Raw genomic sequence first — 23277 nt, forward strand, 5'->3', positions numbered from 1 at the left:
CCTTCGTGGCCGCGACCGGCCCAGGTCGTGCCGATCGGAAGGGAAACAGCCGGTCATCGTCGTCATGCCGTGAGTGTGGGCACGGGTCACCCGGCACATGAACAGGGTGTGCCGCCGTTGCGGCACCGCCTGCTTCCGTCCACCGCCACGACACAGCGCATGAGGTGAATGAAATGCCGCTTCACCCCAATATCGACCCCGAACTCGCCGCCCGCCTGGAACACGTCTTCATCCCGCCCGTCGACTTCGCCCGCCTGTCGCCCGCGGACCTGCCGGGCCTGCGCCGGCAGATGGCCGAGGCGTTCGCCGCCATGCCGCCCGCCACGGTCCCGGGAGTCGTGACCGAGGACCGGTGGGTGGCCGGGCCGGACGGCGACCCCGACATCAGGGTGCGCGTCCACCGCCCGGCGGAGCGGCCGGGCCCGCTGCCGTGCCTGTACTGGATGCACGGTGGCGGCATGATCCTCGGCCTGCCGGAGATGGACGACGCCTGCATGGCGGGCTACGTCACCGAGGTGGGCTGCGTGGTGGTGTCGGTCGAGTACCGGCTGGCCCCCGAGCACCCGCACCCCGCCCCCGTCGAGGACTGTTACGCGGGCCTGGTGTGGACCGTGAAGAACGCCGAGGAGCTCGGCGTCGACCCCGACCGCGTCGCCGTGGGCGGCGCGAGCGCGGGCGGCGGGCTCGCGGCGGGCACCGCCCTGCTGGCCCGCGACAGGGGAGGCCCGGCGGTCGTCTACCAGCTCCTGGTCGGCCCCATGCTGGACGATCGCGGCGTCACCCCCTCCAGCCGGGAGTTCGAGGAGGCGGTGACCTGGAACCGCGCCGCGAACGGCTTCGGATGGACGGCCCTGCTGGGGGAGGCCATGGGCGCCGAGGGCGTGTCCCCGTACGCCGCGCCGGCCAGGGCCACCGACCTGTCAGGGCTCCCGCCGGCCTACATCGAGGTGGGCGAGCTGGAGGTCTTCCGCGACGAGTGCGCCGACTACGCCCGGCGGCTGGTCCAGGCGGGCGTGTCCACCGAGTTCCATCTCTATCCCGGGGCCTTCCACGGGTTCGACGCGCTGATCCCCGACGCGCAGCTCAGCCGCCGCGCCGTCGCGGGCCGGGTGGCGGCCCTGCGGCGCGCGCTGGCCTGCTGAGATCCGGCGCGATCGGCACGGCAGCGGCCGTCAGTCGACCTCGGCGCTGCCGCTGACCCGCAGCTTGCGCCGTGCGCGCTCGTAGAAGGTCGTGGTGCCCAGCCGCACGACCTGGCCCGCCGCACGCACCGCGGTGACCGTGAGGCTGTCTCCTGCCGACAGGCGCCCGCTGATGGCGCCGTCGACCTCGACGGCGAGCTCCCCGCTCGTGGGGAGCAACTCCAGGAGCAGTTCCTCGTCGGCCGACAGGACCAGTGCCCTGTTGAACGACGAGTGCGCCGCGGCGGGCACGACGAGGAACCCCTCGACGAGAGGGGACACCAGCGGCCCGCCCGCGGAGAAGTTGTAGGCGGTGGATCCCGTGGGCGTCGCCACGATGACCGCGTCGGAGGCGTAGCGCACGAAGGGATGGCCCTCCACGGAGATCCCCACCGCCGACAGCCCGTTGCCCGGGATCCGCACCAGGGCGATGTCGTTGAACGCGATGACCGACCGGCCGCCGGGAAGGGTCGACCGCACCGCCATGCGCGGCTCGACGGTGAACTCGTGACTGTCGATGGCCGAGAGCGCCGGAGGCAACTCGTCCACATCGATCTCGGCGAGAAAGCCGAGCTTGCCCAGGTTCACGCCTAGAACGGGGGTCGACCGCCCGGCCACCAGCCGCATGGTGCGCAGCATCGTGCCGTCGCCTCCCAGGCTGACCAGCAGGTCGGCGCGCTCGACCAGTTCGGTCTGCCCGACGGACACGGCGCTGCAGTCGATGCGGCCCACCTCGTCCGGCAGCCCGAGCACGGTGACGCTCCTGGCCCGCGCCCACTCGACGATCGTGTCGATGGCCTGCTTGGAGTCGCGTTTGGGGTGCAGCACCAGCCCCATGGTCTTGACCATGCCCATGCACGCAACTGTACGGGCGGGCGAAACCGGCCGAGACGGTCGCCGGTTGCCGTGCGTCCTGCGTTCTTAGGCGAGAACGCCCCTGGAGCGGTGAATACCTGTAGTCGACGCTATCCGCATCGGTGTTCGGATGTGTTGCCGGGACCAGTTTTCCGGCCCGCGGCGTGACCGCCTCTTCGGGGACGGGCCGGTCGGCGTGCTCCGATAAACGTGAGGTTCGCCGGAAACGGCTAAGTTACGTCAAGGGGACACCCAATGCATCGCGCTGTTCTCCGCGTGGGAAGCGATGGAAACCGGGTATATTCTTGAGGTGTCAAACTAAGCTCTGTGAAAGGAGTGGGCAGATGGCAACCCAGATCCAGACGCTTCTCATCGATGACCTGGATGGCGGCGAAGCAAAAGAGACCGTGGCCTTCGCGATTGACGGCACCAGCTACGAGATCGATCTGAACGAGAAAAACGCCAGGAATCTGCGTGAGGCCCTTTCGCCTTTCGTCTCCGGTGCCCGCCGCGCCGAGGGCGCGCCCGCCAGGGGCCGCAAGCGTGGCGCCCCCCAGCGCCCCTCTCGCGACAAAAGCTCCGAGATCCGGGCTTGGGCCAAGGCACACGGCCTGAACGTCAGCGAGCGTGGCCGCATCGCCTCCCACATCGTGGCCCAGTACGAAGCGGCGCAGTGAATGATTAACCCGTAGCGCCCGGATTAGTCGCCCGACGAGCACGTGATCCGCCGCCTGGATCAGTCTCTAGCGGACCGCCTTTGTGGCGGCCGTGCTCGCACCGGGCAATGGCCGCCCGGCGGCTCGGGCCGCCCGAGCGGGGCCTCTCCTCTCGTCCACGATCAACGCTCCTGGCCTGCGAGGTTCCTGGGTCTGGGTGGGTGACCGCCCGGTGGACCGTGATTCGGGGGAGGTAGTGCTGACTTCAGCGAATTTGTCAGGATGAGCACTATTCCTTACCAGGCAGGGGTGCCTGCCAGGTAGAGGTGGTGGCTGGGAAGTTCCTGAGAAAACCATGGCGGGGTGCCGTCCCCCTCGCCGGGGCATGCCTTTCCACGCATAACCCGCGCAAGACCCGTCGATCTCCGCTTCACAGAAGCTTCCGGGCTTGCGGCCCCCCCAGGCACGTATGCCGGAGTTCGCGCTCTCGTCAATCCGAACAATCAACTTGCCGGTGGCCCGACACTTGACGGGCAGGCGAAGCTACGCCATTATCTCTGGCCGCTCCCACGCGTACTCCCGGAGGCGGGCCGGGTTCGGCCGCCGGAGGGCTTGGGCCGAAGGGCGTCGCCGGCCGCCGATCCCGCAATGTAATGACCGGTCACGGGCACGGATTGTCCCGGCATTTCCTCGGGCCCGACAATCATGGAGCAGGCCGGAGCCCGCCTGCCGCCTCTGACGATTCGCCCGTCACCCTCGGCCAATCCCCGGCGTTACATGCGAACCCGATAAGGCAATGCCGGGTCCTGAGTGTTTTGCCGGGCTCCGATGCGTCGGGGGATTCCGGGACCGTCCCATTTGTGACCTTGTGTAAGCAAGGTATAGCGGTATGTCGTACCTTGCTTTCTCCTATAACGCATAGGAGGTATCGGGCGAGGCGGATACCGATGGGAACGGCGGGATCAGATGGTGATCCACTCCGTGACCACCACGGCGGTCTGAAGGCGGCAGCGCAGGCTGAAGGGCCCCGCCGGCACGCGATCGCAGACGAACCTTCCCATGGCGTCGGCGGTCACGGCGGCGGGCCGCCGCCCCCGTACCTCGATCTCCCCCGGCTGGGCGGGGATCACCTGGCCGAGGACACGGCCGATCGAGCCCATGATGGTGATCTCCACGTCGATGGTCACCCCCGGGGCGTGGAACGTGGCCAGGCGGGGCTGGCCGCCGCCCCGTACGGGCTCCGGCTCGGTGAGCGAGTCGAAGCTCAGCGCGGCCAGTTCGGCGTCCAGCGTGCGAAGGGTGTAGGCCTCCACGGCCGTCTGGACGAGGTCGGAGGGCACCGGGTCGAACAGCGTGGCCGCGTGGCGCAGCGCCTCCTCCAGGTCCATGTCGTCGTCGTCCGCGCCGAGGCCGTCCAGGTCGTGGTCGAAGCCGTTCACCGGACACCTCGCTCGGCCAGGAGCGTCCGCAGCCGCCGCAGGCAGCGTTGCCGGGTCGGCCCGATGCCTCCGACAGGGATGCCGAGCGCGGCCGACACCTCGTGGTACTGGGGGCGGGGAGAGGCCATGAGCACGCGCAGGAGCCGCCGGCACGCCTCGCTGAGCTCCTCGAAGGCCTGCCACAGATGCCGCATCTGCTCGGCTCTGGCGTCGGTCTCCTCCGAGCGGATCAGGGCCTCTTCCGGCGTCCACTCGTCGGCGATGCGGTCGAAGACCTCGGGATCGCCGACGGGGGAGACGCGGCGGGACGCCTGGATGACCTTCAGGCACTCGTGCCGGGCGGTGCTGGCGAGCCACGACCCGACCGCCTGCGGCTCTCGAATCCGATCGAGGTGCTGGGCCAGCCGCAGCCAGGTCGTCTGGAATACCTCGTGGCCGTCGGCGTCCGACAGCCTGTGGGCGCGTACCACCGACCACACCAGGGGGGCGAGCCCTTCCACGAGTGCTTTCCACGCGGCGGCATCGCCGTCCGCCGCGGCCAGGAAAAGGCTGCCGATCGAATCACGGTCCACGGCGACGTCCCTAAGGGCGGGGATCATCATCGTACGACGTGTGAGGCCCATGGTGGGCACGACGCGCTTTTCGGTGAAGTCGCGAAGGGCGGTCTCAGGACTGGGCCGGGGACGGAGGGTGACGCTGTACGTCCCCGTCGGACCAGAGCGGCGGCCGCAGCGCCAGCACGTCCAGTCCGTGGACCCGGGCCCTCGGGTTGGACGGGCTCGACAGCAGGGCCGCGGCGGCCGCCCGGGAGCCGAGCCCGGGGTTCGCGCCCATGTGATTGGCGATCATGGCGGCGACGACGGGCGTGGAGAACGACGTGCCGCTCCACTCCGCCCGGCCGGCGAACGTCTCCGTCTCCGCCTGGGACAGGGAGGTGCTGAGCTCTCCGACCCGGCGGGGGTATCCGCAGGTGCAGTCATAGGCGAAATCGTGCTGGAAGGTCTGCTGCCACCGGCAGTGGTCGTACGTCGAGTGCTGGTAGCGGTACTTCCTCGGGTGGGTGGGCGTCCCGAGGAAGGCCCCTGTCAGCTTCTCCCCGGGCGCGTACACCTGCACCCAGTTGCCATGGTTGGTGAAACAGGCGCCTTCCGTGCCGTCCCGCCGCAGGGCGCCGACGGACACCACCGCGTCGCTGTGCTCGGGCAGGCGCGCGTAGGCGGCGGGCCAGAAGGGGTCGTCGCGCCCGTTGTTGCCGGCCGCGGCCACCAGCACGGTCTCGGGATGCAGGGCGAGCTGGCTCATGAACTCCTCCATGCCGAGGAGCGGCGCGCCGTCGTCGTTGTGCGTGCCCGCCGACAGGCTGATGATGTCGGGCCAAATGGGCGGGACGTCGGAGAGGACCCCTTGCGGATTCAGAGCCTCCAGCATCTCGAAACCGAAGTTCCGCTCGTCGATGGCACCGGCGTTGATCAGCTTGGCCGAGACCCGCACACTGGCGGCCGGCGCGGTCGCCGCGATGATGCCGGCGATGAACGTCCCGTGCCCGACATACAGCTTGATGACGTCATCGGTGTCCTTGACGGGGTCGGACGCGCGATCGTGGCCGGTGTTGTTGAGCGTGTCCCCCTCGGTGGCCAAGACGTGGAGCATCCACGGGTAGAGCTCGCGGTGGTTCTCCACCAGGCCGGTGTCCACCACGAGGACCGTCACCGACGGCTGCTCCACGGTGGGACGGAAGCTCAGCCCGGGGTTCATCTCATGCTTGGGCGGCCCCGGCTCATCGGAGGGGCAGGAGTTCACGCCACCCGACGCGATGGCGACGATGTGGTTGCGGCTGCCCACCACCCGCCCGCCGTTCGTGCGCTCTATCGTCTTCATCGCGTCGAGCGCCATGGCGACCCCGCCGTCGCGCGATTCGTTCACGACCGGATCCTCGGGGTCGTCCACTCGCATGCGTACGAGACCGACCTTGACGTCCCCCTCATCGGGGTCGGGGACCGGGAACCGCCTGCCGGCGTTGACCTGCCGGACGACGTCACCCACGTCGCCTTGCCGTACGAGGATGTGGCCGTGCTCGTACAGATAGGTGGGATTCTGGTCGCCCGGTCCCGCCACGAGGCGGACGCCCATCTCGCGGGCGATCACGTCAAGCTGTTCCCTGAATCGGTCGAGTGCCATCGCGGACTTCCTCTCAAGCGGTTGCCATGCGGTCATCGTCGCGAGTAAGAGCAGGATGACGCCGGGTTGATACACATGGACGCCCCCCGAACCCCACGTCTAACATCTATCCGTGGCTGGGAGAAGCTCGCGGGGCCGGGGAAAGCCGGATCCTCTCGACCTGCTCCCGATGGTCTTCGCTCGCCCGGGCGAGGCGCTGGCCGGAGCGCGGGCCCTTCTCTCCTCCGGCCCCACCCCGCACGACGCCTCCATCGCCCACCAGGTCATCGGCATCTGGGAACGGGACTTCGGCGATCTGACGGTCGCGATCGGTCACCTCAGGAAGGCGCGCACGCTCGCCCGCCGGTGCGGTTCGGCCGACCGGGAGGCCGACGCGCTCGCGGCCCTCGGCGTCGCGGTCGTCTACACCGGCCGCACGGCCGAGGGCCTGCGCATCCTGGACGCGGGGGCGGCACGGGGGGACAGCCTCACGGCGGCGCGCGTGCTGTTCCGGCGAGGCCGGGTCCTCTGGGTCCTCGGGCGGCACCGGGAGGCGCTCGACGACGTCCGGCGGGCCGTTCCCGTGTTGCGGGAGGCGGGCGACACGATCTGGACCGCTCGGGCCCTCACCCTGCGCGGGCTCGTCCACCTGTCCTTCGGCTCCACCGATCAGGCCGACAGGGACTTCGTCGCGGCCGAGCGGCTGTGGGACCAGACCCATCAGGACCACGACCGCAGCGTGGCCGTGTGGAACCGCGGCGCGGCGGCGTTCCGCTCCGGCGATCTGCCCACCGCCCTGCGCTATCTCGACGAGGCGGCCAAGCGCTTCGAGGCGCTCGGCACCCCGGCGTTCGGCGTGAGCTTCGGCCGGTGCGAGGTGCTCCTGGCCGCGGGGCTGGCCGACGAGGCGCTCCAGGAGGCCGACGGCGCGACGGCACTGCTGGAGCGGATGGGGGGACAGGCCACCACCAAGGCCGAGCTTCTTCTGGTCGCCGCCCAGGCCGCCATTGCCGCCGGCGATCCCGACACCGCGGTCACCCGGGCCCTGGCGGCGATACGGCTGTTCGCGAGCCAGCGCCGCGAGTGGTTCGAGGCCCAGGCGCGGCTCGTGCTGTTCCGCTCGCGCGTCGCCACGGGCGCGATCTCCGGGCCGCTGGTGCGGGACATCGCGAGGGTCGCCACCCGCCTGTCCGAGCTGGGCTCTCCGGACACGGTGCAGGCGTCCCTGCTCGCGGGCCGCGTGGCGCTCGCGCTCGGCCGGGTGCGGGACGCCGACCGGCACCTGGCCGCCGCCGCGCTCGGACGCCACCGGGGCCCGGCGCTCGCGCGGGCCGAAGGCTGGCTCGCCGAGGCGCTGCGCGCGATGGCCGCCGGACGGGCCAAGGCGGTGCTGCACGCCTGCCGCCGGGGACTGGACGTGCTCGACGAGCACCGGCTGGCCCTTGGCGCGTCGGAGCTGAGGGCACGCGCCACGGCCCAGGGGGCCGAGCTGGCCGCGCTGGCCCAGCGCGCGAGCCTGCGGCCGGGAAACGCCCGGGGGCTCCTCGTCTGGAGCGAGCGGTGGCGGGCGACCGCGCTCGCGGTGCCGCCCACCCGCCCGCCGGACGACAGCGAGCTGGTCCGCGACACCACCGCCTACCGCGAGATCACCAGCCGCCTGGAGTCGGCCAGGTCCGAGGGCACGTCCGCCCCCGCCCTGGAGCGCGAGCAGCGGCGGCTCGAACGGGCCATCCGCGCCCGCACCCTCCGCGCACGCAGCGAGGGAGTGATCAACGGCCGCCCTTTCGACCCCCGCGCCCTCCTCGATCGGCTCGGTGACGGCCGGCTGGCCGAGATCGTGGACGTCGGCGGCGAGGTGCACGTGCTGCTCTGCGGTGGCGGGAGGGTGCGCCGCTTCGCGGCGGGCCGGGTCGCCGACGCGGCGGCCGAGATCGACCACGTCCGCGCCGGGTTGCGGCGGCTCGCCTACGAGGGCAGGGCGAGGTACGAAGGCGGGGGGGCGGCCCGGCGGGCGGGCGAGAGGGCGGCCGAGCGATTCGGGCTCCTGGAGGCGGGGGCGCGCCGGTTGCAGGACATGCTGCTCGGCCCGGTCGTACGCCATCTCGGACAGGGCCCGGTGGTGGTGGTCCCGCCGGGACGGCTGCACGGCGTGCCCTGGGCGGCGCTGCCCGCGCTGCGCGACCGGGTGGTGGCCGTCTCTCCGTCGGCGGGCGCGTGGCTTAGGGCCGCGCGGGTGCCGCCGCCGCTCGGCGCGGGGGTCGTGCTGGTGCGTGGTCCTGGCCTTTGGACCGGCGGCGCCGAGGTGCCCGCGCTGGCACGGGAGTACGCCGCCGCGACCGTGCTGGAACACGGCACCGCCACCGTCTCGGCCGTGCTGAAGGCCATCGACGGCAGCCTCCTCGCGCACATCGCCGCCCATGGCGCCTTCCGCGCGGACAGCCCGATGTTCTCCTCGCTGCGCATGGACGACGGGCAGCTCACCGTCCACGACGTGGAGCGGCTGATCCGGGCTCCGTACCGCATCGTCCTGTCCAGCTGCGACTCCGGCGTCCTCGAACCGGTGGGGGCCGACGAGTTGCTCGGCCTGGCGGCGGCGCTGCTGCCGCTCGGCACGGCGGGCATCGTGGCGAGCCTGGTTCCGGTCAGCGACGAGGCCGCGGTGCCGTTGACGCTGGCCCTTCACGAGGGCCTGCGCGCCGGGCTGGGCATGGCCGAGGCCCTTCGTGAGGCCCGGCGGGCGCTGCCGGGAGACCCTGTGCACCAGGCGACGGGCTGGTCCTTCTCCGCGATCGGCGCCGCCTGAGCGCCTCGGGCGTGGCCATACCGGGTCATACGGTCACACGGACGAGGGTGTTCGCCGACGACGTTTTCTTGGCCAAGTCTCGTCATCCTGCTTCATCCGGTTGCCATGAGACGTGCCTGGCGGCCGTCAACTCCTGCTCAAGTGCGGGTGGCTCGAGGTAGCCGTGGGTGGGGATGGGTAGCCATCCCAGCAGTTGTCCATCAAGGGGGAGAGGGCAATGAAACGTGCTGTTTTGGGCGCGATGACGCTGGGGGGCGTGAGCCTGGGCATGATGCGTTGGCTCGCGTCGCGACATACCAAGGCAAGGGCCGAACGCGAGGCGAGCCGGTGGCTGATGGTCACCATCAACCGCCGGCCGGAGGAGGTGGTGCCGGACGGGCGGCTGCCGGAGCCGCTGGCACGGCTCGGTGAGTCCATCGAGGTACAGGTCCGCGAGGCACCCGGCGACCGCGGCACCGAGTTGGGCGCCCGGCCGCTGATGTCGGTGCCGACGGGTGTCGAGGAGGTCATGGCCCGCCTTGGCGGAGAGGATCCGCGCCAGGCGGTACGCAGGGCTCTGCGGGAGTCCAAGGGCCTGGTCGAGACGGGGGAGGTGCTGGTCCCCGACGACCTGTCGACGAGGCCGCCCACTCCCACCGGAATGCTTGTGGATCTCGCGGCGCGGCGCGCCGGCGGGGAGGGACGGCTGTGAAGGCACTCACCTGGCAGGGCGTGAACGAGTTGTCGGTGGAGCGGGTGCCCGACCCTCGGATCCTCAACGCCCAGGACGCCATCGTCAAGGTCCGGCTGACCACCACCTGCGGCTCCGACCTGCACCTTCTCGGGGGCTACATCCCGGCCATGCGCGCGGGCGACGTGATCGGCCACGAGTTCCTCGGCGAGGTCGTCGAGGTGGGCTCGGAGGTCCGCAGGCACAGGGTGGGCGACCGGGTGGTCGTGTGCTCGATCATCGGCTGCGGCCGGTGCTGGCACTGCGAGCACGACCTGTGGTCCCTGTGCGAGAACAGCAACCCCAAGCCGGGCATTCCGGACATGGTGTGGGGCGGCACCACGGCGGGGATCTTCGGCTACTCCCACGCGACGGGCGGGTTCAAGGGAAGCCACGCCGAGTACATCCGCGTGCCCTACATCGACTACGGCGCCTTCTCGGTGCCGGACGGCGTCGACGACCTGAACGCCCTGTTCGCCTCGGACGCGGCGCCCACCGGCTGGATGGGCGCGGACATGGGCGGGGTGCGTCCCGGGGACGTGGTCGCGGTGTGGGGCTGCGGCGGGGTCGGGCAGATGGCGGCGCGTGCCGCGATCCTCCTCGGCGCCGATCGGGTCATCTGCATCGACCGCCTGCCCGAGCGCCTGACGATGACCGAGCGCCACATCGGAGCCGAGACGATCGACTACACCCGTACGGACGTCATCGCCGAACTGCGCGAGCGGACCGGCGGACGAGGTCCCGACGTCTGCATCGAGGCCGTCGGCATGGAGGCGGACAGCGCCGGCCCGCAGGCGATGTACGACAAGGCCAAGCAGCGGCTCCACCTCGAACAGGATCGTCCCATCGCGGTACGGGAGGCCATCTACGCCTGCCGCACCGGTGGATCGGTGTTCGTCCTCGGCGTCTTCGCCGGGGTGGTCGACAAGTTCCCGCTCGGCGCCCTGATGAACAAGGGCCTGACGGTCAGAGGGGCGCAGCAGCACGGACAGCGTTACATCCCGAAGCTGCTGGATCTGATCTCCAAGGACGAGCTCAGGACGGCCCACCTCGCGACGCACACGATGACGCTCGACGAGGCGCCGATGGGTTACGACATGTTCAAGAACAAGAAGGACGGGTGCGTGCGGGCGGTCTTCCGCCCTTGGGCGTAGGCGCGGGGCACTCCCGGACGAGTTCGCACGCATGCCCCGGCGGCCTGGTTCCGCCGGGGCGGCGGCAAGCCCGGTCCGGCTTGGGGGCAGCGAGCGCGGTTCCCGCCAGGGGGTAGCGAGCGCGGTTCTGCTAGGGCTGAGGTGGAGTCGGGCCGCCGTCTTCCGGAGGAGGGAGACGGCGGGCCGGCTCGGGCCGTCGCCGCCGGGCGCGGCACTCGGGCGCCATCACGCTTTCCACGGGGTCCTCACATGGACAGACAGGGCGGGGACCGGCTCAATATCATGCACCGTGTGAATCACGGGGAAACACACGAACCGCGCAATTCGCCGCCAGGGCCGGATGGCCCGCCGGAAGCCGCCCCCGAGGATCGGCGGGGCCCGCCCCCTGAGACGCCTTATCCGCCCGGCGGGCCCCACCCCGCACAGCCGCCGGGACCATACGGACCTCCGCAGCCGCATGGCGGAGGACAACCGCAGTACGGCGGAGGGCACGCGCCTTACGGCGGAGGGCAGCCGCAGTACGGCGGAGGGCAACCGCCTTACGGTGGAGGGCAGCCGCAGTACGGCGCCATGCCACCGGGTGGAGCGCCAGGGCCCTACCAGCAGGGACCGCCTGGTGCTCAATCCCCCTATGGTGGCCCACCCTCCGGGGCGCCCACGGGATACGGCGGCGGGCCGCAAGGGTCCGGAGGCCCACCGTACGGGACGCCTCCGGGATACGGCGGCCAGCCGTCCGGCGCGCCTGGGGGATATGGCGGGCAGCCGTACGGTGCGCCTCCTGGTCACGGCGGGCAGCCGTACGGTGCGCCGCAAGGGTACGGCGGGCAGCCGGCCGGGCCTGGAGGGCCGTATGGGGCACCGCCACCGGGCCCGCGGCGGCGTGGCCCGCTGATCATCGGCGGTGCCGCGGTGCTGGTCCTCGTGGTCATCGCGGCGGTCGTCCTGGTCATACGTCCCTGGGGTGGCGGCGGGGGCGGCGACGAGGCGGGCGGTGGGAACGAGGCGGGGAGCGGCGAAGGCACCGCCGAGGAGCTGACCGGCAAGGTCGGCTGGCAGGTCGCCGCCGACTCCGGGTCGGCCCGGGACCTCAGCGGCGTCCTCGGCTCCTGGAGCGTCCCCGGCGCCGTCGTCCGGGCCGATGACGCGGCGATCGTCTCCCGGGACGCCGCCTCGGGCGAGCAGCGCTGGGGGCTGCGGCCACCGCAGGGCGGGAAGTTCTGTGGCGTGAGCCAGGAGGCGTCGGACGGTGTCGTGGCGCTGGCGTACGGCTTGGAACGGGAGTTGCCCTACGTCAAGAACCTCCGCACCGTCGATTGCTCGGGCGTCGTCCTCGTGGACCTCGCCACCGGCAAGACCCGGTGGCAGGCCGACCTGAGCGAGACCTACTCCGCCAAGACCCTGCGGCGGATCGGCGGCTCGCGTCCGCGCACCATCTCGCTCGCGATAGCGGAGGGGACGGTGGCCGTCGCCTACTACTGGAGCATGGTGGGCCTGAGCCTGGACGACGGCGCGACGCGATGGGAGGTCAAACAGTTCCCGACCAAGGCGGGCGACTCCACCTGCGTCTTCACCGATGTGCTGGTGGGTCCGGCAGGCGCCGTCACGCTCGCCTCCTGCGACAGGGCTCACCCGATCGCCCTGGTGTCGTTCGACCCGGGCACCGGGAAGCAGCGCTGGCGTACCGACCTGTCCGCCGCCGAGCTCGGGAGCGAGATGGGCTCCGGGAAGTGGCTGGTGGCCGCCGATCCGGTGGTCGTCGCGGTCCCCAAGGGTGACGGTCCCGGCAAGTACCTGGTGTTGGGCGACACCGGCCAGGTGACCACGACGATCTCGCAGACCGGGTCGTACGGGACGCTCGACATGCGGGCCATCGGGCTGAGCGGAGGCGGACGCTACCGGTACCGGACCGTGGTGTCGGGGGACACGCTGGTCACCGCCACCGAGGCGGCGAAGGTCAGCGACCTGCGCGACACCAACAGCCTGGTCGCCTTCGACCTGGCGAGCGGCCGGCCGCGATGGAGCAAGGGCCTGTCCAAGACGAGCACAACCGTGCCCGCCGTCGTCGACCGCGACACGGTGATCGCGGTGCGGACCGGGAACTACGAGGAGCCACCGCAGGCGTACCGCCTCAAACTCGCCGATGGCAGCGGCGGCCCCATGGGACCCGCCTACGGCCGTGAACTCATCTACACCCCGGCGAACTGCCTCTACCGGTTCACCGGCAACGGACTGTTCCTGGTGAGCAACCTGGACAGGAAGATGAGCGCGGCCCTGCTGCGCTGAACGCCCTCGCCCCTCACAGCGACCCACCGGCAGGCCCCGCTACCGCCCTCATGGTCGGTGGCCTGACCGATGGGTCCGGTGCGGTCTCACGGTCGGTGGCCTGACCGATGGGTCCGGTGCCGTCCTCACGGTCGGTGGCCCGGCCGGTGGGCCCGGTGCCGTTCCACGGCAGGTGGTCTGCTCGACGGGTCCGCCGTGCGGGGGAGGCGAGGTCGGGTGTCCGGCGGATGCCGCCCCCGGCGGCGCGCCCGTACGCTCGCCCCATGTTCCGGCGCCGCGTGCTCGGCCCCACCGGAGACCCCGGTACGGCGAGCTCCCGTTCCTTCCGTTCCTTCCGTTTGCCCGGCATATCGGGCTTTCTATGGCTTTCACGTCTTTCCGGTTTCGTGCATGGGGTGCCGGGCGCGCCGGTCGTCGGGCAGGAGGAACCGCGCGCCTGTGAGGCCGCCGCCCGGGAACGCGCCCGCATCGCCCTCGAACTGCACGACATCGTCGCCCACAGCGTCAGCGTGATGGTCATGCAGGCCGGCGGCGTGCGGCTGACGCTCCAGGGAACGCATCCGAAGGCGGGCGAGACGCTGGAGATGATCGAAAGGACAGGCCGGAGCGCGGTCGAGGAGCTTCACCGCGTGCTCGGGCTGCTTGGCGTCCGTGACAGCGACGGGCTCACCCCGCAGCCGGGCCTGGCCCGCCTCGATGACCTGCTCCGGCAGGTGCGGGCCGCCGGCCTGGAGGTCACGGTCGGCACCGAGGGTGATCCGGTGCCGCTGCCCGCGGGTCTCGATCTTTCGGCCTACCGCATCGTCCAGGAGTCGCTGGCCAACACCCTGAAGCACGCCGGTCCCACCAGGGCGGCCGTCGAGATCGCCTACCACCCGCACGAGCTGTCACTGGAGATCGTCGACGACGGGCCCGCCGAAGGCCGTGCGCGTCCCACGGCGGTGCGGGGCGGGCAGGGGCTGATCGGCATGCGCGAGCGGGTGGCCCTGTTCCGGGGCACGTTCACCACGGGGCCACGCCCGGACCGTGGCTACCGTGTCCACGCCGTGCTCCCGCTGAGGTCGCGGTGAGTCCCTGCGGTGCTTCCGCTGAGGTCGCGGTGAGTCCCCGCGGTGCTTCCGCTCAGGTCGCGGTGGGGAACGCGGTGGTCCACTGAGGTCGCGGTGGGCCGCGCCGGGGCCACCGGTGGCATGGTGCCTCGGGAGGCGGTCGGCTCCGGCGGAGTCAAAAGTCCCCGCCGCCAGGGACTTTCGGCGCTGACGGCCGCGCCGTGGCGAGGGGGATGCTTGAACCAGGGCGGGAACTCAGGGAGGCAGCCATGATCATGAATGTCGGCGACGTCATGGGCAAGGTCGCCATCGCCGTCCAGCTGGACACGTCGTTCGCCGACCTCGTCGAGACGATGCGCCGCTTCAAGGTCGGCGCCGTGGCCGTCCTCGATCCCGACCGGCGGCCGGTGGGGGTGGTGTCCGCGCACGACCTGCTGCTGAAGGAGATCGACCCGTCGCGCGGCGCGAACGTGTTCGAGGCCCACCGGCACCGGAAGGAACGCGCCAAGGCCGCGGGGAACACGGCGGCCCAGATCATGACCACTCCCGCGATCACCGTCACGGAGGGGACGCCGGTCAGGGAGGCCGCCCGCATCATGCACGATCAGCGGATCAGGCAACTCCCCGTGGTGGACGCCACCGGCAAGATCGTCGGCACGGTTCACCAGTCGGACCTGCTCAAGATCTTCGTACGCCCGCCCGCGGAGGTGCGCGCCGACGTGGAGGACGCGCTCCGGCGCGCGGCCGTCGACCCGGGAAGCCTCTCGATCCTGGTCGACCACGGCCTGGTCTCACTCCAGGGCACGGTCCCGCGGCGCTCGCAGATCACGCAGGCGGTCGAGGGCGTCCACTCGATCGACGGGGTCATCGAGGTCGACGCCCGGATGACCTACGAGATCGACGACCTCGCCACCGTCCCCCCGCTGTACCTCTGAGGTGCGGGTGCCCTGCCGGGCCCGGGGGCGGCTGTGTGATGGTGGTAGGAGGGGTGCGCGGCCGTCCACGCCGGTGACAGTGCGGCCGGCCGCGGGGGAGGTGCGCCATGGCCGGACAGATCGTCGTCGCCGTAGACGGCTCGCCGTCGGCCGCAGCGGCCATGGCGTGGGCCGCCGACGACGCCACGCGCAGACGGGCACGGCTGCGCATCGTGCACGTGTGGGAGCCGTGGTCGTACGACTTCCCGTTCGAGTCGGCGCCTCACTCGCAGCGCTCGATCCCGGCGTACTGGGAAGGCGTGCTGGCCGCCGCCGTCGAGTGGGTGCACGGCAACGCTCCGGACGTGGAGGTGAGCGCCGCCCTGGTCACGGGCGCGGTGTCCGAGCGGCTCACGACGGAGTCGGAGGACGCCGACGAGCTCATCCTCGGCAGCAGAGGGCTGGACGGCCTCACGGGGCTGGTGCTCGGCTCGGTCGGTCGGTCGGTCGCCGGGCACGCCTTGGGCCCGGTGGTCGTGGTGCGCCGCTCCCCGCACACCCGGCAGGGCGAGATCGTCGTCGGCTTCGACGCGTCGGAGCCGTCGCAGGCCGCCCTGGACTACGCCCTCCAGCAGGCCAGACTGCGGGAAGCGCGGGTGCGCGTCCTCTACGCGTGGTGGCGGCCCGCCTTCACGCCGCACGCGACGGCCTACGCCGGTGGCGTGCAGGAGGCGCTGGAGGAGGAGTCGCGCGAGGTCCAGCGGCGTCTTGATCCCTGGCGTGAGAGATATCCCGATGTGCGGATGGCCTGTTCGGCCGTCCGGGGGCATCCGGTTCCCGCGCTGTCGGACGCCTCATGGGACGCCGATCTGGTCGTGGTCGGCTCGAGGGAGCATCAGGGGCTCGGATCGGCTGTCCAGGGGTCGGTCGGACACGGCGTCCTGCACCACGCCCGCTGTCCCGTCGCGATCGTACGGCCGCGCCGCCCACGCGCCGATGTCACCGGAGCCTCCGCACGCTGAACCCTTCGGCGCCGTCTTCAGGCGCTGGACGGCCCGGTCCTTCCACGCTGGGAGGGCGCACGGGGGCATCGGGAGGTGGTGCGGTGGCACGGGCTGGTCAAGGGCTGCCCGATCCTTGCGTAAATGTGGTGACCAGGGCATTCACCCAGATTCGCATAACGCGTCCTGTGGGAACACTCTCTGTGTGGCGGACGTCCAACCGCGCTCGCTGATGCCGCACATGCGGCTCGACGAGTTGCTGTCGGAACTGCAGGTCCGGCTGGAGACCGTGCTCGCGACACGTGACCGGGTTCACGCCCTGCTCGACGCGGTCGTCTCGGTGGGCAGCGACCTGGACCTGCAGACCGTGCTGCGCCGCATCGTCGAGACCGCCACCACGCTCGTCGACGCCACCTACGGGGCCGTCGGCCTGATCGGCGAGGGGAACACCCTGGTCCAGTTCGTCCCCGTAGGGCTGTCGGAGGAGGAGATCGCCAGGATCGAGCACTGGCCCCACGGCCTCGGCCTCCTGGGCCTGCTCATCAAGGAGCCGCGTCCCCTGCGGCTGCACCACATCGCCGAGCATCCGGAGTCGTACGGGTTCCCGCCCGGCCATCCGCCGATGGGCTCGTTCCTGGGCGTGCCGATCCGCGTACGCGAGGAGGTCTTCGGCAACCTCTACCTGACCGAGAAGCGCGGCGGCGGCGACTTCGACGAGGAGGACGAGGCCATCGTCATCGCGCTGGCCACGGCGGCCGGTGTCGCGATCGAGAACGCGAGGATGTACGAGGAGACCCACCGGCGCGAGGTGTGGCTCCAGGCGTCCTCTGAGGTGACCACCAGCCTGCTGTCGGGGGCCGACTCGCACGAGGTCCTGACGCTGATGGCCCGGCGTGCACGCGCGATGGCCGACGCGGACGTCGCCGTCGTCCTGCTCCCCGCCGCCGGTGGCGAGAAGCTGCGCGTGATGATCGCCGACGGGGTGGCGGCGGACGAGGTCACGGAGGTGGAGGTGGCGGTCGCCGACTCGCTGTCGGGCCGCGCGTTCGCCGGCGGTGAGCCGGTCGCGGTGACGGACCTCGCCGAGTCGGACATCCCTGCCTTGGTCTGCGGCGGGTTGCAGGTCGGGCCGGCCGTCGCGGTGCCGCTGGGAGCCGCAGGAGCGGTGCGCGGTGTGCTGTCGCTCGGGAAACGGTCGGGACGCATCCCGTTCAGCCAGTCCCACGTGCGCATGCTGCACTCCTTCGCGGGGCAGGCGTCCATCTCGCTCGAACTGGCCGAGGCCCGTGAGGACGCCGAGCGGCTCGGCCTGCTGGAGGACCGCGACCGGATCGCCAAGGACCTGCACGACGTGGTCATCCAGCGGTTGTTCGCGGTCGCGATGACGCTGATGAGCACGGTCCGCCTGGTCGACCGACCGGAGGCCTCCTCGCGGCTCCAGCACGCCATCGACGAGCTGGACGGCACGATCAGGCAGATCCGGTCCACCATCTTCGCCCTCCAGACCCCTCCGGACGCGGAGGCGCGCAGCCTTCGCGGGCAGATCGTCGGGCTCGTCGAGGGGGCACGGGGACACCTGGGCTTCATGCCGGGCCTGCGTATGGAAGGGCCGCTCGACAACAAGGTGCCGCAGGAGCCGGCCGAGCACCTGCTGGCGGTGCTCCGCGAGACGCTGTCCAACATCGTGCGGCACGCCCGGGCCTCCTGCGCCGACGTCGCGATCGAGGTGGCGGGCGGGACGCTCACGCTGGTCGTGGAGGACGACGGCGTCGGCATCCCCGCGGGCGGGCACCGCAGCGGCCTGCGCAACCTCGGCGACCGCGCCGAGCGGCTCGGCGGCGCGCTCACCATCGAGGGCGCCGCGGGAGGCGGCACCCGAGTGAGCTGGCACGTCCCCTTGCGCTGACCACCCCCAGAAGCCGTCCGGGTGCCGGTCAGTCCTGGCGGCCGGCCTTCAGTTGTGCGGCCAGCGCCGCGGCCTGGGTACGGCGCTGCATGTCCAGCTTGGCGAGCAGGTTCGAGACGTAGTTCTTCACCGTCTTCTCGGCGAGGAAGAGACGCTCGCCGATCTGCCGGTTGGTCAAGCCCTCGCCGATCAGCTCCAGGATGTGCCGTTCCTGGCCCGTCAGTACCGCCAGCGGGTCCTTCTTGGTGGCCTGGTCGCGCAGGCGCCGCAGCATCGACGCGGTGGTCTGCGGGTCGAGCAGGGACTCCCCCCTGGCGACGGTACGCACGGCCCCGACCAGGTCCGACCCGTGGATCTGCTTGAGCACGTATCCGGCCGCTCCGGCCATGACCGCGTCGAACAGGGCGTCGTCGTCGGCGAACGAGGTCAGCATGAGGCAGCAGAGCCCCGGCGTCCGGGAACGGACCTCGCGGCACACCTCCACCCCGTTGCCGTCGGGCAGTCGAACATCGAGGACGGCGACGTCCGGCCTGACGGCGGGGATGCGGGCGAGGGCCTGCTCCGCGGTGCCCGCCTCGCCGACGATCTCCATATCGTCCTCGCCGGAGAGCAACGCGGCCACGCCTCGCCGCACCACCTCGTGGTCGTCGACGAGGAAGACGCGGATCATAGTCGGACGCTAGCCCCCACCTGGTTCGCCGTAAGGGACGATGGTCCCCTGCCGGCGTGTCATGACCCACGCGCGGTCAGGCGCGCCTGTCCCGGGCATGTCGTGGCTCACGTGGTCAGGCGTGCCTGCCTGGGCGTGTCGTGTCCACGCGGTCAGGCGTGCCTGCCGCGCCCGGCCAGCTGGGCGACGTCCTCGGCCGCCTCTCCGGTCAGCTTGTCGGCCAGATCGGCCAGCGCCCGTCCGGCCGCCAGCTCGTCGCCGATCTCCGGCACGGGCCGGTCGACGGGGTTACGCCTGGCGTATCCGACGCTCTCGTGGGTCCTGCCCCCATGGCTGGCCCCATGGGTGATCAGGACGGCCCGGGCGACGGTGCGATCGTCGTTGTCGTCCTCGGTGATGTAGATCTGCACGGTCCACTGCTTGGCCTGCATGACGGCACCTCCTGACGGGTTCCCTCCCTCAACCATCTCTCACCCGATCTGACCCGGCGACGGTGACCCGCCCTCCCCGTGAGCCTCCCCGTGAGGCTCGCCATGGGCATCGGCGTGGCTCACGGCGGCCAGGCGGAGCGAGGCCACGACCGCCTCCCGCAGGGCGCTCAGGCGGTGCGCGGGAAGCTCGAGTACGGTGACGTCCGCGGACCAGGGGGCGGCCTCGGACACGATCGTCCGCGCCTGCTTCTTGGTGAGACCCTCGCGGGCCCTGATCAGTCCTTCCCGCCAGGTGTTGGCGAGCCTGCCGTGGGCGTTGTCCAGGATCGCGCGCAGCAGGCGGCCGGTCTCGTCGGCGGGCGGCGGCAGCCGTACCGCGTCGACGACCGCGCCCGTGGCGGTGATCTCGTACAGGGGCCGGAGCGCCGAGAGATCGGGCGGCGTGGACCCGGAGAGGAAGGCCCGCACGTGGCGGGCCCGGGTGGCGAGCAGCAGACGGGGGAGTGCCGCCTCCAGACCGGCCGGTACGGCCATCGCCACTCGCGAGGGGGAGGCCGCGTACGGCTTGGCCAGCCACGTGGACAGCCGCGCCCTCGGCGCCCGCGGCAGGACCTCCTTCGGCCACTCTCCCACCAGCACCTCCGGCTCGAACCCCGCTCCGGAACCAGCCGATCCCGAACGCTCCGGTCCAGAACCCGTCACCCCCGGCGGCTCTGGTCCCCAACCCTCCGGCACCGGGCCCGCCGGTCTCGGACCCGCCGCTGAGGGGGCCGCCGGGCGTGACTCGACCGCCTGCGGTCCCTGGGTGTAGATGGCCGTGACGAAGCGCTCGACCCGGGCGGCCACGGCCGGACGTGTCTTGGTGGTGGGACGCAGGACGTAGAGGTCGGCGGCCGAGCCGATCGCCTCCGCACCGATATAGCGGTTGAAATCTGGATACATGGCCTCGAAGGCGAGGTTCAGGTCGTACAGCGACCTCTGCACCTTCAAGGCGAGCATGGGGGTGCGCTCGCTCGCCCCGTACGCCAGCAGGATCCGGCCCCGCTCCGGGTCGCGCAGCCCCTCCACGGCCCTGGCGACGAACAGCCCGATGCCCTCGGGGGTGTACGGAGGGTCGGTGATCGCGAGATCGGCCTGCTCACGGGCCGATGGGGGCAGGCCGAGCCGCAGATCGGCCCAGCGGGTGCGCACGTCGAGGCCCAGCCGCTCCGCCTGGTCGTCGATATGGGCGAGGATGCGCTCGTCGATGTCGACCACGGTCACCTCGACGCCGGGACTGAGCATCGCGACGGCCAGCGAGGTCAGGTCGTGGTCGCCCACGCACAGCAGCCGCGACCCGGGCAGCCAGAACCGCGCGCCGAGCAGCAGCGCCCGGCGCACGACCGTCTCCGGTGTCGCGGCCACGTGGTCGAGCGCCTGGCGCCCGCGTGGCCCCCCGGCGATCAGCTTCTCCATGAGCGCGACCACGTCGGCGTGACGAGGGAGCAGGTGCGCCACAGGATCGGCCGGGACGCCGTGGCCGTCGCCGAGGAGCGCGCGGTACGCTCCCGCCTGCTCGGCCGTCAACCGGAACCGCTCCCCGGACCGCTGCGGCCCGATCTCCCGCAGCAGCGCCTCGATGCCACGCCGTGAAGTCGCCGTCTCACGGACCAGGTCGGCCAGGGTCCACCAGGCGCCGTCGCACAGCAGGGCGAGGGCCTCCCGGAACCGCCTGGCGTCCACTCCGGCCTCGGCCAGCAGCCTGCTCACTCCCTCGGGCCCCATGCCGCAACCCTATCGGTGGCCCACGTCCCATCCCTTTGCCCGCCTGGCGGGCGGAACGCGAAGGGTCCAGCATGGGAGGACGGCGGAACACCGCCTCCCCCCGATGGCCCGGCTCCCCGAGAAGGACCGTCATGAGCCACACGGCACCCGCCAAGGACGGCACATGAGCCACTCCGCACCGGACGACCTGGCCGGCCGTATCGAGCGGCTGGCCGACCGGCTCGCCGAGTCGGGCGACCTCGCCGACCCGCGATGGCGGGCGGCGCTGCTCGCCGTGCCCCGCCACCTGTTCGTGCCCCAGAGGGCCTGGGTCTCTCCCAACGGTCCCGGTGAGCCGCATCCCGTGGACCGTGTGGCCGACCCCGGCTCCTGGTGGGACGCCGTCTACGACGACACCGTCCTGGTCACGCAGTTCGACGACGGGGCGGGGGAGGTGACCACGGGGGAGGGCCTCCCGACAAGCTCCAACTCCGCTCCGGGGGCCGTGTTCGCCTTCCTGGAGCAACTGTGGGTGCACCAGGGCAACCGGGTGCTGGAGATCGGCACCGGCACCGGATGGACCGCCGCGCTCCTGGCCCACCGGCTCGGCGAAGCCGCGGTCACCAGCGTCGAGATCGATCCGGGCGTCGCCGCCAGGGCACGCGAGAACCTGGATGCCGCCGGTTACCATCCCCGCCTGGTCGTCGGCGACGGCGCCGGAGGGTACCCCGAGGGCGGGCCGTACGACCGGGTCCACGTCACCTGCGCCGTCCGGCATGTCCCGTACGCATGGGTGGAGCAGACCCGGCCCGGCGGCACGATCGTCACGCCGTACTCCACCGGATACGGCTTCGGCCATCTGGTGCGCCTCGCGGTGGCCGGGGAGGGCCGCGCGGTCGGCCGGTTCCTCGGCCCGGCGGGGTACATGATGCTGCGGTCGCAACGGCCCACCGCCGGCCCGGCGGTGGGCGCCGCCCGCCACGAGGAGGGGGAAAGGTCGGCGACCGGCATCGACCCCAGGTCGATCGCGTGGGAGTCCGACGCCGCCGACATCGCCATCGGCGCGCTCGCGCCGGGATGCCAGTACCGCCTGAGCCCTACCGGCGACGGCGACGGCTCCGAGGGCTGGATCTTCTGGCTCCTGGAGAACGCCGGCCACCAAGGGGCGTGGGCCAAGGTCGTCTGCCGTCCCGGCCGGGCCGAGTTCGAGGTGATCCAGTACGGCTCGCGCCGCCTGTGGGACGAGGTCGCGCGGGCCTACCTCTGGTGGGTCGGCCAGGGACGGCCGGAACGCGGCCGCTTCGGCATCACCGTGTCCCCGGGCGACCAGTACGTCTGGCTCGACCACCCCCGGCAGGCTCTGCGCCCCGGCCATCCCTTCCCGGGCGAGCAGCCGTGAAGGACGCCGGGCCTGGCGTGTCCGAACGGCCCCGGGAGTGGTCCGCTGACTAAAATCCCCCGGGGCGAGTCACGGGGAGTGAGCGAACCGTCATGCTGCATGGCATAGATGTGTCCAACTGGCAGGGAGCCGTCGACTGGGCTGAGTACGCCGGCGACGGCGTCGACTTCGGCTTCGCCAAGGCGAGCGAGGGAACCGCCTTCACCGACAAGTGGTTCACCCGCAACTGGATGGGGATGCGGGAGAACTGGCTGGTCTGCGGCGCCTACCACTTCGGGCATCCGAAGGGGGATCCCGATGACCAGGTACGCCACTTCCTCAACGTGGTCGACGCCGCGGGAGGCTTCCGGCGCGGCGACCTGATCGCCCTGGACCTCGAACACTCCGGTCACCTGCCGCCGCGCCAGGTGGCGGCGTTCGCCCGGCGCTGGTGCCACGTGGTGACCCGGTGCACCGGCGTCAGGCCGCTGATCTACACCTTCCTGTCGTTCGCGCGGAAGGGCTACTGCCACGGGCTGGAGGACTATCCCCTGTGGATCGCCGCGCCGAGCCACCCCAAGGGGCATCCGGTGGTGCCGCCGCCGTGGGACAGGTGGACCATCCACCAGTACGCCCACGGCCCGATCGATCGCAACGTCTTCCGCGGCACCCGCGCACAGCTCACCGCTCTCGGGCTGCAGCCCCAGCCCCGCAACCGCAAGGCTTAGTCACGGGCGATATCGGGAGGCGGTTCCCGGTAGCATCGGGCACGACAATGGGAATCCCGGTCCACCACTTCTCTTGGAGCAATCGTGTCTACCGCCCTTGAAATACGCATCACCCTCGCCGGAGCCGAGCGTGTGGTGGCGGGCGGCACGACGGCCGGTGAGGCGCTGGAGGCGGACGGCCGCGGCGTCATCGCCGCGAAGATCAACGGTGAGCCGCGCG

At 71.7% G+C, this 23277-nt stretch carries 20 protein-coding genes; 13 read left to right on the plus strand and 7 right to left on the minus strand.

Annotated features, from left to right (window positions below; all coding sequences use genetic code 11):
• Positions 1–173: 173 nt before the first annotated feature.
• Positions 174–1142 carry an alpha/beta hydrolase gene (locus ABD810_RS30740; RefSeq protein WP_344948436.1) on the plus strand — a complete coding sequence of 323 codons (969 nt, stop codon included), beginning with the start codon at positions 174–176 and terminating at the stop codon, positions 1140–1142.
• A 30-nt stretch (positions 1143–1172) separates the two neighbouring features.
• Here the strand turns inward: ABD810_RS30740 and ABD810_RS30745 are convergent, their stop codons facing one another.
• A complete protein-coding gene (locus tag ABD810_RS30745; protein WP_344948439.1) occupies positions 1173–2036 on the minus strand; it encodes an NAD(+)/NADH kinase in 864 nt (287 codons plus the stop codon).
• 344 nt (positions 2037–2380) lie between these two features.
• Between ABD810_RS30745 and ABD810_RS30750 the strand changes: the two genes are divergently transcribed.
• On the plus strand, positions 2381–2713 hold the full coding sequence (locus ABD810_RS30750) for a histone-like nucleoid-structuring protein Lsr2 (protein ID WP_344948441.1): 333 nt from the start codon (positions 2381–2383) through the stop codon (positions 2711–2713).
• A 941-nt stretch (positions 2714–3654) separates the two neighbouring features.
• Here ABD810_RS30750 and ABD810_RS30755 read toward each other — a convergent pair.
• From ABD810_RS30755 to ABD810_RS30765, 3 genes are all read right to left on the minus strand, one after another.
• Complete coding sequence (locus ABD810_RS30755; RefSeq protein ID WP_344948444.1) at positions 3655–4131, minus strand: hypothetical protein; 477 nt, start codon at positions 4129–4131, stop codon at positions 3655–3657.
• A complete protein-coding gene (locus ABD810_RS30760) occupies positions 4128–4703 on the minus strand; it encodes an RNA polymerase sigma factor (protein WP_344948447.1) in 576 nt (191 codons plus the stop codon). The genes ABD810_RS30755 and ABD810_RS30760 overlap by 4 nt, the downstream gene beginning before the upstream one ends.
• 94 nt (positions 4704–4797) lie before the next feature.
• Positions 4798–6309, minus strand: a complete 1512-nt coding sequence (locus ABD810_RS30765) for a S8/S53 family peptidase (RefSeq protein WP_344948450.1) — start codon at positions 6307–6309, stop codon at positions 4798–4800.
• Between the two features lie 169 nt (positions 6310–6478).
• On the opposite strand from ABD810_RS30765, the gene ABD810_RS30770 reads away from it, so the two are divergent.
• The 9 genes from ABD810_RS30770 to ABD810_RS30810 all read left to right on the plus strand — a co-directional run bounded on the left by ABD810_RS30770 (position 6479) and on the right by ABD810_RS30810 (position 18107).
• Positions 6479–9091: a CHAT domain-containing protein gene (locus ABD810_RS30770; RefSeq protein WP_344948453.1), complete on the plus strand. Its 2613-nt coding sequence runs from the start codon at positions 6479–6481 to the stop codon at positions 9089–9091.
• Positions 9092–9308: 217 nt separating this feature from the next.
• Positions 9309–9782, plus strand: a complete 474-nt coding sequence (locus ABD810_RS30775; RefSeq protein ID WP_344948456.1) for a hypothetical protein — start codon at positions 9309–9311, stop codon at positions 9780–9782.
• A complete protein-coding gene (locus ABD810_RS30780; protein WP_344948459.1) occupies positions 9779–10954 on the plus strand; it encodes a zinc-dependent alcohol dehydrogenase in 1176 nt (391 codons plus the stop codon). Before ABD810_RS30775 ends, ABD810_RS30780 begins: the two co-directional genes overlap by 4 nt.
• Before the next feature lie 457 nt (positions 10955–11411).
• Positions 11412–11846, plus strand: a complete 435-nt coding sequence (locus tag ABD810_RS30785; protein ID WP_344948462.1) for a hypothetical protein — start codon at positions 11412–11414, stop codon at positions 11844–11846.
• Positions 11847–11863: 17 nt separating this feature from the next.
• A complete protein-coding gene (locus tag ABD810_RS30790) occupies positions 11864–13237 on the plus strand; it encodes an outer membrane protein assembly factor BamB family protein (protein WP_344948465.1) in 1374 nt (457 codons plus the stop codon).
• A 395-nt stretch (positions 13238–13632) separates the two neighbouring features.
• Positions 13633–14307, plus strand: coding sequence for a sensor histidine kinase (locus ABD810_RS30795; protein WP_344948468.1), 675 nt, complete (start codon positions 13633–13635; stop codon positions 14305–14307).
• A 248-nt stretch (positions 14308–14555) separates the two neighbouring features.
• Complete coding sequence (locus tag ABD810_RS30800) at positions 14556–15221, plus strand: CBS domain-containing protein (RefSeq protein ID WP_344948471.1); 666 nt, start codon at positions 14556–14558, stop codon at positions 15219–15221.
• 107 nt (positions 15222–15328) lie between these two features.
• Positions 15329–16222 carry a universal stress protein gene (locus tag ABD810_RS30805; protein WP_344948474.1) on the plus strand — a complete coding sequence of 298 codons (894 nt, stop codon included), beginning with the start codon at positions 15329–15331 and terminating at the stop codon, positions 16220–16222.
• 211 nt (positions 16223–16433) lie between these two features.
• Positions 16434–18107, plus strand: coding sequence for a GAF domain-containing sensor histidine kinase (locus tag ABD810_RS30810; RefSeq protein WP_425566982.1), 1674 nt, complete (start codon positions 16434–16436; stop codon positions 18105–18107).
• Between the two features lie 28 nt (positions 18108–18135).
• On the opposite strand, the gene ABD810_RS30815 is transcribed toward ABD810_RS30810, so the two are convergent.
• The 3 genes from ABD810_RS30815 to ABD810_RS30825 all read right to left on the minus strand — a co-directional run bounded on the left by ABD810_RS30815 (position 18136) and on the right by ABD810_RS30825 (position 20972).
• Positions 18136–18777 (minus strand): response regulator transcription factor, encoded by a 642-nt coding sequence (locus tag ABD810_RS30815; RefSeq protein WP_344948480.1) that lies wholly within the window; start codon positions 18775–18777, stop codon positions 18136–18138.
• A gap of 152 nt (positions 18778–18929) precedes the next feature.
• The gene (locus ABD810_RS30820) at positions 18930–19208 is read right to left on the minus strand and encodes a DUF1876 domain-containing protein (RefSeq protein ID WP_344948485.1); all 279 of its coding nucleotides are present in this window, start codon (positions 19206–19208) and stop codon (positions 18930–18932) included.
• Positions 19209–19247: 39 nt separating this feature from the next.
• The gene (locus tag ABD810_RS30825; RefSeq protein ID WP_344948488.1) at positions 19248–20972 is read right to left on the minus strand and encodes a bis-aminopropyl spermidine synthase family protein; all 1725 of its coding nucleotides are present in this window, start codon (positions 20970–20972) and stop codon (positions 19248–19250) included.
• Positions 20973–21135: 163 nt separating this feature from the next.
• Here ABD810_RS30825 and ABD810_RS30830 point away from each other — a divergent pair, with 163 nt between their 5' ends.
• Positions 21136–22350 (plus strand): methyltransferase domain-containing protein, encoded by a 1215-nt coding sequence (locus ABD810_RS30830; RefSeq protein WP_344948491.1) that lies wholly within the window; start codon positions 21136–21138, stop codon positions 22348–22350.
• 92 nt (positions 22351–22442) lie between these two features.
• Positions 22443–23057: a glycoside hydrolase family 25 protein gene (locus ABD810_RS30835; protein ID WP_344948494.1), complete on the plus strand. Its 615-nt coding sequence runs from the start codon at positions 22443–22445 to the stop codon at positions 23055–23057.
• The last annotated feature ends 220 nt before the right edge of the window (positions 23058–23277 follow it).

The organism is Sphaerisporangium flaviroseum (assembly GCF_039537005.1).
GTDB classification, from domain to species: Bacteria; Actinomycetota; Actinomycetes; order Streptosporangiales; family Streptosporangiaceae; genus Sphaerisporangium; species Sphaerisporangium flaviroseum.

Excerpts from the sequence above, each read along its gene's own strand:
- ABD810_RS30740 (WP_344948436.1), top strand. The coding sequence starts at position 174 with ATGCCGCTTCACCCCAATATCGACCCCGAACTCGCCGCCCGCCTGGAA.
- ABD810_RS30745 (WP_344948439.1), bottom strand. The coding sequence starts at position 2,036 with ATGGGCATGGTCAAGACCATGGGGCTGGTGCTGCACCCCAAACGCGAC.
- ABD810_RS30750 (WP_344948441.1), top strand. The coding sequence starts at position 2,381 with ATGGCAACCCAGATCCAGACGCTTCTCATCGATGACCTGGATGGCGGC.
- ABD810_RS30765 (WP_344948450.1), bottom strand. The coding sequence starts at position 6,309 with ATGGCACTCGACCGATTCAGGGAACAGCTTGACGTGATCGCCCGCGAG.
- ABD810_RS30770 (WP_344948453.1), top strand. The coding sequence starts at position 6,479 with ATGGTCTTCGCTCGCCCGGGCGAGGCGCTGGCCGGAGCGCGGGCCCTT.
- ABD810_RS30775 (WP_344948456.1), top strand. The coding sequence starts at position 9,309 with ATGAAACGTGCTGTTTTGGGCGCGATGACGCTGGGGGGCGTGAGCCTG.
- ABD810_RS30785 (WP_344948462.1), top strand. The coding sequence starts at position 11,412 with ATGGCGGAGGACAACCGCAGTACGGCGGAGGGCACGCGCCTTACGGCG.
- ABD810_RS30800 (WP_344948471.1), top strand. The coding sequence starts at position 14,556 with ATGATCATGAATGTCGGCGACGTCATGGGCAAGGTCGCCATCGCCGTC.
- ABD810_RS30805 (WP_344948474.1), top strand. The coding sequence starts at position 15,329 with ATGGCCGGACAGATCGTCGTCGCCGTAGACGGCTCGCCGTCGGCCGCA.
- ABD810_RS30810 (WP_425566982.1), top strand. The coding sequence starts at position 16,434 with ATGCCGCACATGCGGCTCGACGAGTTGCTGTCGGAACTGCAGGTCCGG.
- ABD810_RS30815 (WP_344948480.1), bottom strand. The coding sequence starts at position 18,777 with ATGATCCGCGTCTTCCTCGTCGACGACCACGAGGTGGTGCGGCGAGGC.
- ABD810_RS30820 (WP_344948485.1), bottom strand. The coding sequence starts at position 19,208 with ATGCAGGCCAAGCAGTGGACCGTGCAGATCTACATCACCGAGGACGAC.
- ABD810_RS30825 (WP_344948488.1), bottom strand. The coding sequence starts at position 20,972 with ATGGGGCCCGAGGGAGTGAGCAGGCTGCTGGCCGAGGCCGGAGTGGAC.
- ABD810_RS30830 (WP_344948491.1), top strand. The coding sequence starts at position 21,136 with ATGAGCCACTCCGCACCGGACGACCTGGCCGGCCGTATCGAGCGGCTG.
- ABD810_RS30835 (WP_344948494.1), top strand. The coding sequence starts at position 22,443 with ATGCTGCATGGCATAGATGTGTCCAACTGGCAGGGAGCCGTCGACTGG.